This window comes from Synechococcus sp. FACHB-909, assembly GCF_014698945.1.
Classification (GTDB): Bacteria; Cyanobacteriota; Cyanobacteriia; order PCC-6307; family Cyanobiaceae; genus Cyanobium.
In genome coordinates this window covers 478,604-492,748 of record NZ_JACJTY010000002.1, presented here as the reverse complement: position 1 = coordinate 492,748, position 14,145 = coordinate 478,604, and the positions used below count along the sequence as shown (strand labels likewise).

16 protein-coding genes are annotated in these 14,145 nt (G+C 72.1%); 10 read left to right on the top strand and 6 right to left on the bottom strand.

Annotation, left to right across the window (positions count from 1 at the left end; translation table 11 throughout):
- Positions 1-73: 73 nt before the first annotated feature.
- Both H6G99_RS05690 and menA read right to left on the bottom strand, forming a co-directional pair.
- Positions 74-1,066, bottom strand: coding sequence for an o-succinylbenzoate synthase (locus H6G99_RS05690; RefSeq protein WP_353617180.1), 993 nt, complete (start codon positions 1,064-1,066; stop codon positions 74-76).
- A complete protein-coding gene (gene menA / locus H6G99_RS05685; protein WP_190610453.1) occupies positions 1,063-2,052 on the bottom strand; it encodes a 2-carboxy-1,4-naphthoquinone phytyltransferase in 990 nt (329 codons plus the stop codon). Before menA ends, H6G99_RS05690 begins: the two co-directional genes overlap by 4 nt.
- A 71-nt stretch (positions 2,053-2,123) precedes the next feature.
- Between menA and H6G99_RS05680 the strand changes: the two genes are divergently transcribed.
- The gene (locus tag H6G99_RS05680; RefSeq protein WP_190610452.1) at positions 2,124-3,515 is read left to right on the top strand and encodes an isochorismate synthase; all 1,392 of its coding nucleotides are present in this window, start codon (positions 2,124-2,126) and stop codon (positions 3,513-3,515) included.
- A gap of 12 nt (positions 3,516-3,527) precedes the next feature.
- On the opposite strand, the gene gshB is transcribed toward H6G99_RS05680, so the two are convergent.
- Both gshB and H6G99_RS05670 read right to left on the bottom strand, forming a co-directional pair.
- Positions 3,528-4,517 carry a glutathione synthase gene (gshB, locus tag H6G99_RS05675; protein WP_190610450.1) on the bottom strand — a complete coding sequence of 330 codons (990 nt, stop codon included), beginning with the start codon at positions 4,515-4,517 and terminating at the stop codon, positions 3,528-3,530.
- The gene (locus tag H6G99_RS05670) at positions 4,514-4,837 is read right to left on the bottom strand and encodes a glutaredoxin domain-containing protein (RefSeq protein WP_094585802.1); all 324 of its coding nucleotides are present in this window, start codon (positions 4,835-4,837) and stop codon (positions 4,514-4,516) included. The genes gshB and H6G99_RS05670 overlap by 4 nt, the downstream gene beginning before the upstream one ends.
- A 132-nt stretch (positions 4,838-4,969) precedes the next feature.
- Here H6G99_RS05670 and H6G99_RS05665 point away from each other — a divergent pair, with 132 nt between their 5' ends.
- The 8 genes from H6G99_RS05665 to H6G99_RS05630 all read left to right on the top strand — a co-directional run bounded on the left by H6G99_RS05665 (position 4,970) and on the right by H6G99_RS05630 (position 10,666).
- Positions 4,970-5,764 (top strand): FUSC family protein, encoded by a 795-nt coding sequence (locus tag H6G99_RS05665; RefSeq protein ID WP_190610448.1) that lies wholly within the window; start codon positions 4,970-4,972, stop codon positions 5,762-5,764.
- Positions 5,761-6,771, top strand: a complete 1,011-nt coding sequence (locus H6G99_RS05660; RefSeq protein WP_190610446.1) for an FUSC family protein — start codon at positions 5,761-5,763, stop codon at positions 6,769-6,771. Before H6G99_RS05665 ends, H6G99_RS05660 begins: the two co-directional genes overlap by 4 nt.
- Before the next feature lie 32 nt (positions 6,772-6,803).
- A protein-coding gene (gene prfB, locus H6G99_RS05655) for a peptide chain release factor 2 (RefSeq protein WP_199296980.1) occupies positions 6,804-7,929 on the top strand; the annotation gives its coding sequence in 2 pieces (ribosomal slippage) (positions 6,804-6,878 and positions 6,880-7,929; 1,125 coding nt in all).
- 20 nt (positions 7,930-7,949) lie between these two features.
- Positions 7,950-8,147: a DUF3285 domain-containing protein gene (locus H6G99_RS05650; RefSeq protein WP_190610445.1), complete on the top strand. Its 198-nt coding sequence runs from the start codon at positions 7,950-7,952 to the stop codon at positions 8,145-8,147.
- Positions 8,144-8,680, top strand: coding sequence for an rRNA maturation RNase YbeY (gene ybeY, locus H6G99_RS05645; protein ID WP_190610443.1), 537 nt, complete (start codon positions 8,144-8,146; stop codon positions 8,678-8,680). Before H6G99_RS05650 ends, ybeY begins: the two co-directional genes overlap by 4 nt.
- Positions 8,681-8,748: 68 nt before the next feature.
- Positions 8,749-9,222, top strand: coding sequence for a diacylglycerol kinase family protein (locus H6G99_RS05640; protein ID WP_094585812.1), 474 nt, complete (start codon positions 8,749-8,751; stop codon positions 9,220-9,222).
- A gap of 9 nt (positions 9,223-9,231) precedes the next feature.
- Positions 9,232-9,828 carry an anthranilate synthase component II gene (locus H6G99_RS05635; RefSeq protein ID WP_190610441.1) on the top strand — a complete coding sequence of 199 codons (597 nt, stop codon included), beginning with the start codon at positions 9,232-9,234 and terminating at the stop codon, positions 9,826-9,828.
- 43 nt (positions 9,829-9,871) lie between these two features.
- Positions 9,872-10,666, top strand: a complete 795-nt coding sequence (locus H6G99_RS05630; RefSeq protein WP_190610440.1) for an MBL fold metallo-hydrolase — start codon at positions 9,872-9,874, stop codon at positions 10,664-10,666.
- A gap of 22 nt (positions 10,667-10,688) precedes the next feature.
- On the opposite strand, the gene H6G99_RS05625 is transcribed toward H6G99_RS05630, so the two are convergent.
- The gene (locus H6G99_RS05625) at positions 10,689-11,822 is read right to left on the bottom strand and encodes a pyridoxal phosphate-dependent aminotransferase (protein ID WP_190610438.1); all 1,134 of its coding nucleotides are present in this window, start codon (positions 11,820-11,822) and stop codon (positions 10,689-10,691) included.
- Between the two features lie 77 nt (positions 11,823-11,899).
- On the opposite strand from H6G99_RS05625, the gene speG reads away from it, so the two are divergent.
- Complete coding sequence (gene speG, locus H6G99_RS05620; protein WP_190610437.1) at positions 11,900-12,475, top strand: spermidine N1-acetyltransferase; 576 nt, start codon at positions 11,900-11,902, stop codon at positions 12,473-12,475.
- Positions 12,476-12,515: 40 nt separating this feature from the next.
- Here speG and H6G99_RS05615 read toward each other — a convergent pair whose 3' ends face one another.
- Positions 12,516-13,883: a vanadium-dependent haloperoxidase gene (locus H6G99_RS05615; protein WP_190610435.1), complete on the bottom strand. Its 1,368-nt coding sequence runs from the start codon at positions 13,881-13,883 to the stop codon at positions 12,516-12,518.
- Positions 13,884-14,145: the final 262 nt, after the last annotated feature.

Here is a 14,145-nt window from a genome sequence, read left to right as displayed (position 1 = left end):
GGCGGAGCGCCACGGGCAGGCGGCGCTTTCGGGCACGGTAGGGCTGGTGAGGGGCGCCAGCGCCGGCCCCGGCTCAGGCCGCCGCCGCCCAGACCCGCTCGGGGTCCGGATCAAACAGGGGGCCGGCGGGCGTCCAGTCCGGCGCCAGGCCCGGGGCCACCGGCGTCGAGCCCCGCCACTGCAGGGCCGCCAGGTGGGCCGTCCAGCGGGCGCCGATGCCCGTCTCGAAGCCGGTGCTGACCATCAGCCGGGGCATCCCCCGGCCCAGCTCGGCCAGCAGGGGCCGGGGATCCCCGTCCTGGGACGGACGTCGCACCTGCCAGCCCGTCCAGCGCTGCCGCAGCTCTGGCCAATGGCGCAGGGATTCATCCAGGGCCACCGGTATCCGCAGGGACAGCGCCTCGAGGCCCTCCTGGTCGCCGGCGGCCAGGGGCTGCTCCAGCCACTGCAGCCGCGGCTCCTGCCCCAGCCGTTCGGCCCAGGCGGCGGCGGTGGCCCGGTCCCAGCCGCCGTTGGCATCGAGCCGCAGGCGGCCGTGGGCCGGCAGGCGCTCCAGCAGCCGCTCCAGCAGGCGCCGCTCCAGCCCATCGGCCGCCGCCGCCACCTTCCACTTGAAGGTGGGCGGGCCTGGAGGGCCGGCGAGCCCCCGCTCCAGGGCCTCGAGCATCGCGTCGCCGGCGGGGAGCAGCCAGGCCGATGGGGGAGCGGCCAGCCAGCCACCGGCGTCCGCCCCCACCTCGGCGTCGATCTCGGCCAGGGCGCCCCCCAGGGCGAAGGCCAGGCTGGGCGGCAGGGCGGGCAGGCTGCGCTCCAGATCGATCCGTTCCAGGTCGGGGCCGAGGCCCTCCAGGGCGGCGGCCACCGCGCCCGTCTCCCCCGGGTCGAGCGGCGCCGCCTCCCCCCAGCCGACGCCGCCGTCGGGGCCCTGCAGCCGCAGCAGCCAACCCCGCTTGGCCGCCACCGCGCCGGTGGCCGTCTGCAGCGGCCTGGGCAGCCGGAAGGCGAAGGGCCGGATCTGCAGGGCCAGCCGACCCCCAGGGCCCCCGATGGCCGCGCCCGCGCTCACCGGCCCGCCAGCGCCATCAGCCAGGGGCCCAGGGCCAGGCCGCAGGCGAGCCCGAGGCCGTTGAAGGCCTGGAAGCGCAGGGCCAGGAACTTGCTGCCGATGATGCGCTCGGGCTGGTGGTGCTCCTCGCCGAGGAGCCGGATCAGGGCCCGGGCCGGCGGCAGGCCGATGGCCCCCAGAAGGGCCGTGAGGGGCCACCAGCCCAGCAGCACCGGCGCCCACTGGAGGGCCAGGGCCGCGGCCACGAACCAGGGCACCAGGCCGGCGGCGCGCTGGGTGCCGAGGCGCACCACCGGCGAGCGCTTGCCGTGGGCGGCGTCCTCCTCCACCTGGTGGAAATGGGAGCAGAACAGCACCAGGGTGGTGGCCAGGGCCGGTCCGCTGCCCAGCAGCAGGGCGGCCCCCCAGGGCACCCCGCCCGCCCCCTCACCGGCCGGGGCCAGGGCCAGCAGGGCGGCGGCGGTGGCGCAGGGGCCGAAGGCCAGCCAGCAGAGGGGTTCCCCCAGGCCCCGGTAGCCGAGGCGGAACGGGGGCCCCTGGTACAGGTAGCCCAGGCCGCAGCAGAGCAGCACCAGCAGCAGCACGGCGGTGCTGCTGCGCAGGGCCACCAGGGTCATCAGGGCCAGCCCCACCAACAGACAGCCATTGGCCAGAGCAAGCACCCGGTCGCGCCGGCCGGTGAGGTTGACCACCGAATGGGGCTTGCCGTGGGTGTCGACGCCGGTGTCGGCATCGAAGACGTCGTTGGCGAGGTTCTCCCAGGCCAGCAGCAGCACGGCGGCCAGCAGGAAGAGCAGCAGCTGCCCGGGCCGCAGGCCCAGACCCTGGCCCAGCCGCCAGCCCGCCGCCAGCAGCACCGGCATCACCGCCACGGCGTACATGGGCCACTTCACCGCCGCCCGCCAGAGGCGGCCGCGGGAAGAGGCCCCAGAGGCGGCCCCACCCCCCGCGGCGTAACGGCTTGCGACGACCTGTGGCTCAGACATGGGGGCCGCGGGCGTTGGGCGGGGAAAGGCCCATACATTTGAGCAGCCTTCCGCCCCGGTCCCGCGGCCCCTTGGTGCAGGCCCCTGCCACCTTCTCCGCGCTGCTCTCGGCAGCCACCGCCGCCAGCCGGCGTCTGGAGGAGGAGGGAGTGCTCAGCCTGGCCCTGCCGATGGCCGCCCTCGACCCCCTCGTGGCCCTGACCCACCTGGGCACGGGCGGCGACTTCCGCTTCCTCTGGGACGGCGCCCCGGGCCTCAGCATCGCCGCCGCCGGCCAGTGCAACAGCCTGGAGCTGAGCGGTCCGCGGCGCTTCGAGCTGGCCCAGCGCTTCAGCAGCCTCAGCCTCAGCCGCCTGGCCCGCGAATCGGCCCCCTGTCCAGCCCTGGCCCGGCCCCGGGTGCTGCTGGCCTTCGCCTTCTTCGAGAGCCCCCTGCATCCCGGCACTGGAGCGGCGGGGGTGCAGGCGGTCCTGCCCACCTGGCAGCTGAGCCGCCAGGGCCGCCACTGCTGGCTGCGGCTGCAGCGCAGCCTGGGGGGCGACGTCACGGCCCGCAGCGTGGCCGAGGAACTCTGGGACGCCCGCCAGCGGCTCGAGGCCCTGGTCGGGCGCGGCCCTTCCGTGGCGGGCCGGGGCACCCCGGTGGGCATCGCCCATGGCTCCCACTGGCACGCGGGCTACCGCTCCGCCCTTGACCGGGCCCTGGAGCTGGTGGAGCGGGGCGAGCTGCAGAAGCTGGTGCTGGCGGTGCGCCAGCAGCTGTTGCTCGATGGTCCCCTCGATCCCCTCAGCCTGCTGTCGCACCTGCGCCGCAGCCAGCCCGGCAGCTGCCGCTTCCTCTGGCAGCGCTCGGAGCGGGAAGCGCTGGTGGGGGCCTCGCCGGAACGGCTGCTCACCCTGCGGCAGGGCCAGCTGCGCAGTGATGCCCTGGCAGGCACCGCGCCGCTGGGGGAGCCGGCCGATCTCCTGCTCCAGTCGCGCAAGGACCGCCACGAACACGAGCTGGTGGTGGAGACGATCACCGCCGTGCTGCAGAAGGCGGGCCTCGATCCGCGGCGGCCGCGGCGGCCGCGGCTGGCCCGCCACGGCTCCCTGGTCCATCTGCACACCCCGATCACGGCGTCGCTGCGCGGTCAGGCCCCGCTGACCCTGGCCGAAGCCCTCCACCCCACCCCGGCGGTGGCGGGCCTGCCCCGGCGCGAGGCGATGGCCTGGCTGCGCAGCCTGGAGCCGTTCGAGCGGGGGCACTACGCCGCCCCGATCGGCTGGATCGACACCGAAGGCGACACGGACCTGCGGGTGGCGATCCGCAGCGGCACCCTGCGGGGGCGGCAGCTGGAGCTGACCGCCGGGGCGGGGCTGGTGCGGGGCTCCCACCCCGAGCGGGAGCTGCAGGAGGTGGCGCTCAAGCTCGGGGTGCTGCAGCAGCAGCTCAACCTGCCGCTGGCGGCCGGCTTCGGCTGAGCAGGGCCCCCCTCAGCCGGCCAGCAGGCGCTCGATCACCTGATCGGCCAGAGGCTTGCGGCCCAGCCGTTCCACTTCCCGCACGCCGGTGGGACTGGTGACGTTGATCTCGCTGAGCCGGCCGTCGATGACGTCGATGCCGACGAAGAACAGCCCCTCGGCCCGCAGCACCGGCGCCAGCGCATCGCAGATGCGCCGCTCGGCGTCGGTCAGGTCGGCGGCGACGGGGGCGCCCCCCAGGGCCAGGTTGCTGCGGAAGTCCCCCGCCTTCGGCACCCGGTTCACGGCGCCGAGGGGCTCCCCGTCCACCAGCAGGATCCGCTTGTCGCCGGCAGTGACCGCGGGCAGAAAGGCCTGGACCATCACGGGCAGCGTCTCCTGGAGGGTGACCAGCTCCAGCAGGGACCGCAGGCCGGGGGCCGCAGCCGCGGTCCGCACCACCCCCTGGCCGGCCCGCCCCGCCAGGGGCTTGAGCACCACCTCCTGGTGGCCGGCGGCGAAGGCGGCCAGCTGCTCCACCCGGGCGCTGACCAGCGACGGCGCCATCAGATGGCTGAAACGCAGGGCGCCCAGCTTCTCGTTCCAGGACCGCAGGGCCGCCGGGCGGTTGAGCACCCGCACCCCGAAGGGCTCGGCCAGCTCCAGCAACTGGGTGGCGTAGAGGTAGGCCTCGTCGACGGGCGGATCCTTGCGCATCCAGATCCAGCGGAAGTGATCCAGCGGCATGTCACGGGGCTCGTCGGCCTCGACCCAGGGATCGGGCACGCTCCAGCCCTCGGCGGTGGCGGCCATCGGGGCCAGTCGCACCGGCTGGGCCCAGGCCCGGGGCCGGTGGCTGCCGTCGTCCGCGGCGGCACTGGAGAGATCGGCCTGGGTGCAGACCCACACCGCCAGGCCAGCCCGCTGGGCCGCCTGCATCAGGGCCACGCTGGAGTCCTTGGCCGGCCGCAGGCGCGTGATCGGATCGACCACGAACAGCTGGGCGTCCCGATCGCGGCTCACGCGCTCAGACGCAGGATGGGGCCCAGCTCACCGGAGGTGTTGAGCTTGGCGAGCTCGACGTAGCCGCCGATGGCGATGCCGTCGATGAAGATCTGGGGAACGCTGGTGCGGCCGCCGGAGCGCTTCATCATCACTTCCTTGTTGATCTCGTCGTCGTCGATGATGAATTCGTTGTAGGTGACCCCGAGCCGGTCCAGCAGACCCTTGGCCCGGATGCAGTCGGGGGAGAATCGATAGGTGTAGATCTCCACCTTGGCCGGCGGCTTCACCTCCACGGCGTCCTGCCCGGATTGCTCTGGGGGGACTCCTGGGATCTCCATCCGGTCACTCGTGGGGCGTCGTGGCGCAGCTTAAGGGGATCGGCCATGCCCCACCAGACCCGCCCGTGCCGATCCGCGCAGGCCCGGCATCCTGTGGCCTGATCTCCCGGCGGCGCCTGGTCCGTCGGCTCGATGCTCCCCCGTCCCCCTTCGCCCCAGCAGATCCGCAACGCCCTGCAGGTGGGGTTCGCCGGTTTCCTCGCGGCCGGCATCCACGCGGCGGCCGGACCGGACGTCAACGCGGTCGACGGTTTCTATGTGGTCTATGGCGCCGCCCGGAGCCTGCTGCCCACACCGGAGGCGTCGCGGGAGGCGGCCTGGGCGCGGATCGTGGGCACCGTGTTCGGGGGCGCCGTGGTGGTGCTGCTCACCCAGGCCCTGCACAACTGGCTCGCCATCGGGGTCGGCTACGTCCTCATCCAGCTGCTGGGACGCCGGCTGGGGCTGAGTCCGGCCACGCTGATGAACGCGGTGATCATGACCGTGCTGATCCTGGCGGTTCCCGCCCACGAGCGGATGGGGGGCTGGTACGTCATCGACAGGACCGGCTGGCACCTGCTGGGGCTGCTGCTGGGCATGGCCGTCGAACGCCTGTTCTGGTTCCGCTCACCGCTGCAGCGCCTGGAGGACAGCGAGCGGACTCTGCTGGGCCGGATCGAAGCCCTGCTGGCTGGAACCTCCCACGACGGGGAGGAGGAACTGATCAGCGCCTACGGCGCCCACTGCGCCGTGCGCGCCGCCGTGCTGCGCAGCCCCCAGGCCCACGGCCTGGCGAGTGACGGGATGCAGCAGCGGCATGAGGCGCTTGAGCAGGCGCTGCGCCACGCCGTCGCCATGGTCCGGGTGCCGGCCGTGCTGCGCTCCATCGACGCCGAGGCCTGCCGCGAGGCCCTGCTGCGGCTGCGGAGCCTGGCGGCAGCGCCATGACAGCGCCGGGGCGATCGGCCGTGATCGTGCGCAACGGGGCGGTCCTGGCGCTGGTGGTGGCCGCCTGCAACCACCTGGCGCTGCCGGAGGGCCTGTTTCTGGCCCTGGGGGTCCTGATCATTCTCGAGACCGACCTCGGCGGCGGCGTGCTGGCCGGGCGCGAGCGGATCATCGGCACCCTGCTGGGACTGCTCGCCGTGGTGATCGCCGCGGGGGTCTTGGGCGGCCTGTCGAGCGCCCTCGGGGTGTTCCTGGGACTGACCCTGGTGCGGCTGTTCGGCTTCGCCGCCGGTCTGACCAGCGGCTTCGTGGTGGGCGGCCACATGGTGGCGGGCAGCCTGATGAACCACGGCGACGCCTGGTGGCACTACGTGTTCTGGCGGATGGTGATGACGATCCTGGGCGTGATCATCGGGGTGCTGGTGTCGCGCCACATCTACAGCCAGCGGTCCTCCAGCGCCTGGCAGGCCTCCTGTGACGGCTGGCTGCTCGATCTGGCCCGCCTGCTGGAGCGACTGCCGCACAGTCCCGAGCCGGAGGAGGCGTTCGCCGCCCTGCGGGAGCGCCGCAATGGCCTGCGCCGCCGCTTACCCCAGCTGGCGGCCGAGCGGACGCTGATCCACGGCCAGCCGGACGAGGCGGTGCTGCGGGCCCAGCAGCAGCTGCAGCACGGCAGCACGGTGATGAGCGCGGCGCGGGATCTCGGCCTGCTGCTCAAGGAGGCGGCCCCGGCGGCCTGGGTGCCGCCCGGGCTGGTCCCGCGGCTGCTGGACGACGGCCGGACCCGGATCGAGGCGCTGGTGCAGGGACGGGACGCCCCTGACGCGGTGGCGGACCTGGGCCGCTGTCGGGACCTGCTGAGCGCGGCGCTGCCGGAGTCGACGGCGGCGCCCCAGGGCGACCGCACCCAGCTGCTGATCGCCAGTCGGCTGCTGCTGCTCGCGGACGCCCTGATCCGCCTGCCCCGGTCCCCGCAACGCCCGGGGCGACCGGAGGCGGGGCGCTGATAGGGTCGAGCCATCGCCGGATTCGCTTCCCCTTGCTGGATCTCACCGACTTCAAGCGCGACCTCTCCGAGCTCACCGACCGCCTGGGCCATGCCCAGGACTGTCTTTGACGTACCGGCCCTGAAAGCCCGCCAGCGGGACCTGGAACAGCTCGCCTCCCAGCCCGGTTTCTGGGACGACCAGCTGCAGGCCCAGAAGCAGATGCGCCATCTGGATGAGGTGAAGGCCCAGCTGGAGCAGCTGCTGCAGTGGCAGGCGGCGGTCGACGATGCCCGCGCCACCCTGGAGCTGTACGACCTGGAGCCCGATGAGGAGCTCCTCAGCGAGGCCAACGGCGGCCTGCAGAGCCTCAAGGGGGCCCTCGACCGCTGGGAGCTGGAGCGCCTGCTGAGCGGCCCCTACGACAAGGAGGGGGCGGTGATCTCGATCAATGCCGGTGCCGGCGGCACCGACGCCCAGGACTGGGCCCTGATGCTGATGCGGATGTACACCCGCTGGGCCGAGGACCACGGCATGAAGGTGACCGTGGACGAGCTCTCGGAAGGGGAGGAGGCGGGCATCAAGAGCTGCACGATCGAGATTGACGGCCGCTACGCCTACGGCTACCTGCGCAACGAGAAGGGCACCCACCGGCTGGTGCGGATCTCGCCCTTCAACGCCAACGACAAGCGCCAGACCAGCTTCGCCGGCGTGGAGGTGATGCCCAAGCTCGAGGAGGACGTCAAGCTCGACATCCCCGAGAAGGACCTGGAGGTCACCACCTCCCGCTCCGGCGGCGCCGGCGGCCAGAACGTCAACAAGGTGGAGACGGCCGTGCGGATCCTGCACATCCCCACGGGCCTGGCGGTGCGCTGCACCCAGGAGCGCTCCCAGCTCCAGAACAAGGAGAAGGCCATGGCCCTGCTGATGGCCAAGCTGCTGGTGATCGCCCAGGAGCAGCGGGCGGCCGAGATCGCCGACATCCGCGGCGACATCGTCGAGGCGGCCTGGGGCAACCAGATCCGCAACTACGTGTTCCACCCGTACCAGATGGTCAAGGACCTGCGCACCGCCCAGGAGACCACCGACGTGCAGGGGGTGATGGACGGGGATCTGGATCCCTTCATCCAGTCGCTGCTGCGCCAGGGTGTGGAGATCGCCGCCGACGCGGCCGCCTGATCCCCACCGCAGCGCCCCCCATGCCCGAGCGCCCCAGCCCCCAGCCCACCCCCACCGCCGAGGCCGGGGGCGAGAACCCGAGCTTCGTGAAGCTCGCCATGCGCAACATGGTGCGCAAGGGCCGCCAGAGCCTGCTCCATTTCGGCCTCACCGCCCTGGGCCTGAGCGGCTTCCTGCTGCTGATCGCCTGGCTGGGTCGCCCCAGCCTGCCGGGATGACCACCCCACAGGCGGCGCCGGAGATCGACCTGGCCTTCAGCCTGGAGTCCGGGGCTGCCGGTGACGCCATGCCCCCGGAGCCCCTGGCGGACCCCGCCGGGGCCGAGGCGCTCTGGTGCTCCCACCTGGGCGCCTGGCTGGCCCAGCTGCGGCCGGAGCTGCCGGCCCCCCTGCGCGCCGAGGGCTACAGCCTGGGGCTGGAGCTCACGGACGACGCCACGATCGCCGAGCTCAACCAGGCCTGGCGCCAGCACAGCGGCCCCACCGACGTGCTGGCCTTCGCCGCCCAGGAGGAGGCGCCGCCGGCCCCGCCGGGGGCGGAGCCGGAGTGGCTGGAGCTGGGCGACATCGTCATCTCCCTCGACACGGCCCGGCGGCAGGCCGAGGCGGCCGGCCACGGCCTGGAGGAGGAGCTGCTGTTCCTGGCCAGCCATGGCCTGCTGCACCTGCTGGGCTGGGATCACCCCGATGACGACAGCCTGGAGGCGATGCTGGCCCGGCAGACGGCCCTGCTGGCGGCGTCCCCCTCCTGACAGGGGCTGTTCCCAGCGGTCATCGGCGGTAGGGTGCCGCTTGTCCCTCCAACGGCGGTGCGATGCCGATGCTCGTTCCAGAGGAACATCCGCCGGCCCTCCGCGAAGTGACCAGCGACGTGACCAACGACGTGCATCGCCGCGGCAGGCGCCTGCGGGTGGGGGCGTGGAAGGTGGCGGGCGACCTGCCGGCGAGCTTCCGCTACGCCGCCCAGGGCCTGGCCTACGGCTTCGCCAGCCAGCGCAACTTCCGCATCCATGTGTTCACGGGGGCCGTGGTGTTCGGCCTGGGGCTGTGGCTGCGGCTGGCCGCTGACCGCCTGGCGGTACTGGTGCTCACGGTGGCGGCGGTGCTGGTGCTGGAGCTGCTCAACACCGCCACCGAGGCGGTGGTGGACCTCGCCATCGGCCGCCAGTTCCACCCCCTGGCCCGCATCGCCAAGGACTGCGCCGCCGCCGCCGTGCTCGTCGCCGCCCTCTCGTCGCTGCTGATCGCCCTGCTGCTGCTCGTGCCCCCCCTGCTGATCCGCCTCGGCGTCTAGACCGTCCCCATGCTCCTGGTCCTCGACAACTACGACAGCTTCACCTTCAACCTGGTCCAGTACCTGGGTGAACTGGCCGCCGACCACCCCCTCGCCGCCACGGTGCGGGTGGAACGCAACGACGCCCTCGACCTGGAGCAGATCCGGGCCCTCGACCCGGCGGCGATCCTGATCTCCCCCGGCCCCGGCGACCCGGACCAGGCCGGGGTCTGCCTGGAGGTGCTGCGGGACCTGGGACCCACCGTGCCCGTGCTGGGGGTGTGCCTGGGGCACCAGTGCCTGGCCCAGGTGTTCGGCGGTCGGGTGGTGCGGGCCGGCGAGCTGATGCACGGCAAGACCTCACCGGTGCACCACCGGGGCGCCGGGGTGTTCGAAGGCCTGCCCGAGCCCCTCACCGCCACCCGCTACCACAGCCTGATCGCCGAGCGGGAGACGTTGCCCGACTGCCTGGAGATCACCGCCTGGCTGGAGGACGGCACGATCATGGGCCTGCAGCACCGGGAGCACCACCACCTGCAGGGGGTGCAGTTCCATCCGGAGAGCGTGCTCACCCAGGCCGGTCACCAGCTGCTGGCCAATTTCCTGCGCCTGGCCTCCCACTGCTAGTTTCGCGCCACATCCCGGGCCCGGTGGGGCCAGACGCGACTCCATGGTTGACCCCACCAGCCGGTCCGCGACAGCGCTGACCGGATCCGCGACAGCGTTGCGTCGCACCACCACCACGGCCCTGCGTCTGGGTGCGGGTCTGGCCCTGGCGGCCGGACTCACCCTGCCGATGCCGGCCCTGGCCCAGAAGGGCGGCGGCGTCTCGATCACCCACCTGGGCCACAGCGCCCTGATGATCCAGGGGGGTGGCGCCCGGGTGCTGGTCAACCCGTTCCAGGCCGTGGGGTGCGCCGCCGGCCTGCCCGTGCCCCGCGTCAGCGCCGATGTGATCCTGGCCAGCAGCCTGCTCAAGGATGAGGGCGCCCAGGTGGCCAGCGGCAAGTTCCTGGTGAAGCCGGGCTCCTACCGGCTGGCCGGCCTGCAGATCGAGGGCATCGCCGCCCCCCACGACCGGGTGGGCGGCCGCCGCTTCGGCAACGCCACCCTCTGGCGCTGGCGCCAGGGCGGCCTCGACATCGCCCACCTCGGTGGCACCGCCGGCCGCCTCGGCCCCGCCGACCGGGTGCTGCTGGGACGCCCCGATGTGCTGATCATCGGCGTGGGCGGCGGCGGCAAGGTCTACACCGGCCAGGAGGCGGCCGAGGTGGCCCGGGAGCTGCAGGCCCGTCGGGTGATTCCGGTGCAGTACACCACCGGCAAGCCCCCCGCCGGCTGCGACCAGGGGTCGGTGGAGCCGTTCCTGAAGGCGATGGTGGGGGCCACGGTGCGCCGCAGCGGCCGCACCATCTCGGTGGTGCCGCCCCTCGGGGATGGGGTGGTGGTGGAGGTGATGCGCTGAGGCCTGCACCGGCACGCGCGCCTCACCCCAGCCCGTCGATGCGGCGGTAGGCCGCCCAGAAGCGCTCCATCTGCTCACCGGTGCCGAGGCTGACCCGCAGGGAGCCGTCGATCAGCGGCTTGCCGGCCATCGAGCGCACCAGGATGCCGGCCTGGCGCAGGTCGGCCTCCACCGCCTCCGCGGAACGGCGGGGCCAGAGCAGCAGGTAGTTGCCGCCGGCGGCATGGTGGCGCACACCCGCCTGGCGCAACTGGCTCAGGAGCTGGTCGCGGGCACGCAGCACCTCGGCCACGTAGGCATCCACATAGGCCTGGTCGGCCAGGGCGGCATGGGCGGCGGTGACCGCGAAGCTGTTGATGTCGTAGGGCCCGCAGACCCGGCCCACCCGCTCCACCAGCGCCGGCGCGCCGATGGCGAAGCCGATGCGCAGGCCCGCCAGGCCGGCCGTCTTGGCCAGGGAGCGCAGCACCAGCAGGTTGGGGGCCACCGCGAAATCGGCGACGGGCAGCACGCTGTCGCCGGTGAAGGCCTCGTAGAGCTCATCGACCACCACCAGGGTGTCCGGCGCCGCCGCCGCCAGCTCCAGGATCCGCTCGGGCGCCAGCCGGGTGCCGGTGGGGTTGTTGGGGTTGCAGATCAGCAGGATCCGTGGGGCGCCCGCCGCCGCTGCCGGGGCCTCCAGAGCCGCCCGGATCGCCTCGAGCGGGAAGCCGAAATCCGGCAGGCGGTACGGGATGGCCTCGATCGCCATGCCCTGCATACGGGCACAGGGCGTGTAGTAGCCGAAGGTGGGGCTGGTGGTCAGCAACCGGTCGCCCGGCGAGCCGAAGGCCTGGAAGACGGCATGGATGGCCGCATCCACGCCGTTGAACAGGCCGATGTGGGCCGGCGTCAGGCCCCGGCCCCCGAGGGAGCGCACCACCGCCTCCCGCAGGCCGTCGTACTCCGGATAGATGGCGTAATGATCGGCCGGGATGGCGCGGATCGCCTCCACCACCCGGGGGCTGGGCCCGACGGTGTTCTCGTTGAAGTCAAGCCGCAGCAGGCCGCGGCGCCCCTCCAGGGGGGCGCTGTAGGCGGTGAGGGTCTCCACCTCCGGCCGGGCCCGGGGGCAGGGGGGAACGGCCGGGCTCTCGCCTGGGGTGGGGCTGGTCACGGCGGCGGAGCTCAGATCGCTGCGACTGCCATCCTGCAGTGCAGCCCTACCGTCTGTGCAGGACGATCTGGAATCCGGTGGCGAGAGCGGAGCTGACCCTGCGGGCCCTGGAGCGGGGGGATCTGCGGTTCATCCACGACCAGGTCAACAACCGCAGCGTGATGGCCTACTGGTTCGAAGAGCCCTACGAGTCCTTCGATGAGCTTGAGGAGCTCTACAACCGCCACATCCACGACAATGCCGAGCGCCGCTTTGTCGTCGAGAATCGGGGCGTAGAGAACGGGGGCGCAGAGAACGGGGGCGTGGAGAACGGGGCCAGGGAGCTGATCGGCCTGGTGGAGCTGATCGAGATCGACTACATCCACCGCCGGGCGGAATTCCAGATCATCATCGCCCCGGCGCACCAGGGCAAGGGCTACGCCAGGTTCTGCATCCACAAAGCCCTCGACTACTCCTTCACCATCCTGAATCTCCACAAGATCTACCTGTCCGTGGCGGTCGACAACGAAAAGGCCCTGCACCTCTATCAGCAGTGCGGCTTCGTCGAAGAGGGCCATCTGGTGGGCGAGTTCTTCATCGAAGGCCAGTACCGGGACGTCAAACGCATGTACATCCTTCAGGAGGATTATCTGGCCAGAACGCCCAAGGGCTGAGGCCCGAGGCGGCGCGCTGGCCGCCTTCGCGCCCGGGGGCTCAGAGGATCCCGGAGGCGGCGATCGTGGCCCTCGAGATGTCGAGTTTCATAGCCAGCTGATTGGCGATCTGGGCACCAAGCCAGACGCCACCGGTATGGCCCAGCTCCCTGGGAGTGGGAGGAACACCAAAGATGTCTTCGCTGGTACCGGGAAGGCGGCTGGTGATGCCATCGAATTGCCAGTGCACACCCAGGTAGACCCGGCTCAGCGAGTTATCCACCATCGCCTGCCACAGATTGTCGTAACTCAGGGTGAGAAGTTCCCGCGGCCGCTGCGTGCGGGGATCCATGTTGCGGCCATCGAACTCATCGGAGACGAATTCGAAGCGCACATCATCCAGGCCGCTGCCGCCGAGATCGAAGCTGCTGACACCCCTCTCCACCAGGAACAGCCGCAGCAGCTGGAAGGCGGCCGCCCCGAAGGTCGCATGGCCGGAGGGGTAGGCGGGGAAATCGGGCGTCAGCCCCGTGCCGGCGCCGTTGGTGTCCGGACGCCCCAGGGGCAGCCAGTCGGGGTCGGCGACCCCGTTGCCGGCAACGGCCTCGCGGATCCCCACCGCCGGGCGCCACATCATGTGGGTCGGAGCGTATTTGTAGTGCCAGGCATCGATGCCCGCATCGGCCATGGCCACGGCCGCGCCAGCGATGACACCCAGTTCATCCAGCTCCTCGAGTTGGCCGGGATTGCGTTCCTCGATGGAGTCAAGAACGGTCAGCACCACCTGCAGGTAGAGGCGGGGTGGGGTTCCGAGCTCCTGGGGGCCGTCGTACCCCCAGGCGATGCCGATGACCTCTTCGGCGAGGGTCCGGAAGGCCGGGTCGCCGGGGGCGCGGTTGATCTCACCCTTGGCCGCAACTCTGCCGAAGTCATCGCGATAGTGCTGGGTGGAGGTGACGGTGTCGGCGCCGAGGCGACCGGGCGGCGGCGGAAAGTCCATCACCCGGGCCGCGGCCAGGGGTGTGGCGCTTCCCCAGACGCCACCCAGAAAACCCTGGGTCGGCTGGGTGGGTGGCGCCTTGTGGTTGTAGGGCGTGCCGTCAGGCGTGTAAGCGGCGCGCGCCTTGTTCATGTCGTCCATGCCGAACTGATGGACGGCCGTGCCGTAGGCCCTGCCGGCCATCTCCACCGGCGTCCTGGCAGGACCCATCTCGAAGTAGTCGAGCCAGTTGATCCAGGCCGGCTCCAGCATGGAGGCCTGGTTGGGATAGCGCAGCCGGAGCACCTGGTGACAGGCGGCAGCGGCGGCCAGATCCCTCTCCTTATGGCTGGGAAACGGGAGCAGGCCGGCGGGGATCGGAAGGCTGAGCAGCTTGGTGGCGGAGCCGTCGACCACGGCCCTGACGTCATGCAGAGCCGCCAGGGCCATCCCGAGGGCCCGAGCCGTGAGAAAGGGTCCCCTCTGGTCACCGGAGGACAGGGAATTGGTGTGATCCCTGCGAACACACTCCAGGCTCATGTCAATCCAGAACCGTGTTCTGATGCCACCTGCCGTCATGGTCATGTCCGTGAAGGGCCCCCTGAGTGTGAAGAGGACGATCAAAAAGACCTGGACCCGCGATCACGCCCTCCTGTCCTGTTGATGGTGGCTGGCTGTCATCAAGGTGACAGGCCGATGGCCAGGCCCTGAA

Bases quoted from the DNA above. Each gene is read 5' to 3' on its own strand.
- H6G99_RS05665 (WP_190610448.1), top strand. From the start codon at position 4,970: ATGCTCCCCCGTCCCCCTTCGCCCCAGCAGATCCGCAACGCCCTGCAG.
- menA (WP_190610453.1), bottom strand. From the start codon at position 2,052: ATGTCTGAGCCACAGGTCGTCGCAAGCCGTTACGCCGCGGGGGGTGGG.
- H6G99_RS05660 (WP_190610446.1), top strand. From the start codon at position 5,761: ATGACAGCGCCGGGGCGATCGGCCGTGATCGTGCGCAACGGGGCGGTC.
- H6G99_RS05670 (WP_094585802.1), bottom strand. From the start codon at position 4,837: ATGGAGATCCCAGGAGTCCCCCCAGAGCAATCCGGGCAGGACGCCGTG.
- H6G99_RS05615 (WP_190610435.1), bottom strand. From the start codon at position 13,883: ATGGCCCTGGCGGCTCTGCATGACGTCAGGGCCGTGGTCGACGGCTCC.
- H6G99_RS05630 (WP_190610440.1), top strand. From the start codon at position 9,872: ATGGTTGACCCCACCAGCCGGTCCGCGACAGCGCTGACCGGATCCGCG.
- ybeY (WP_190610443.1), top strand. From the start codon at position 8,144: ATGACCACCCCACAGGCGGCGCCGGAGATCGACCTGGCCTTCAGCCTG.
- H6G99_RS05650 (WP_190610445.1), top strand. From the start codon at position 7,950: ATGCCCGAGCGCCCCAGCCCCCAGCCCACCCCCACCGCCGAGGCCGGG.
- H6G99_RS05635 (WP_190610441.1), top strand. From the start codon at position 9,232: ATGCTCCTGGTCCTCGACAACTACGACAGCTTCACCTTCAACCTGGTC.
- H6G99_RS05640 (WP_094585812.1), top strand. From the start codon at position 8,749: ATGCTCGTTCCAGAGGAACATCCGCCGGCCCTCCGCGAAGTGACCAGC.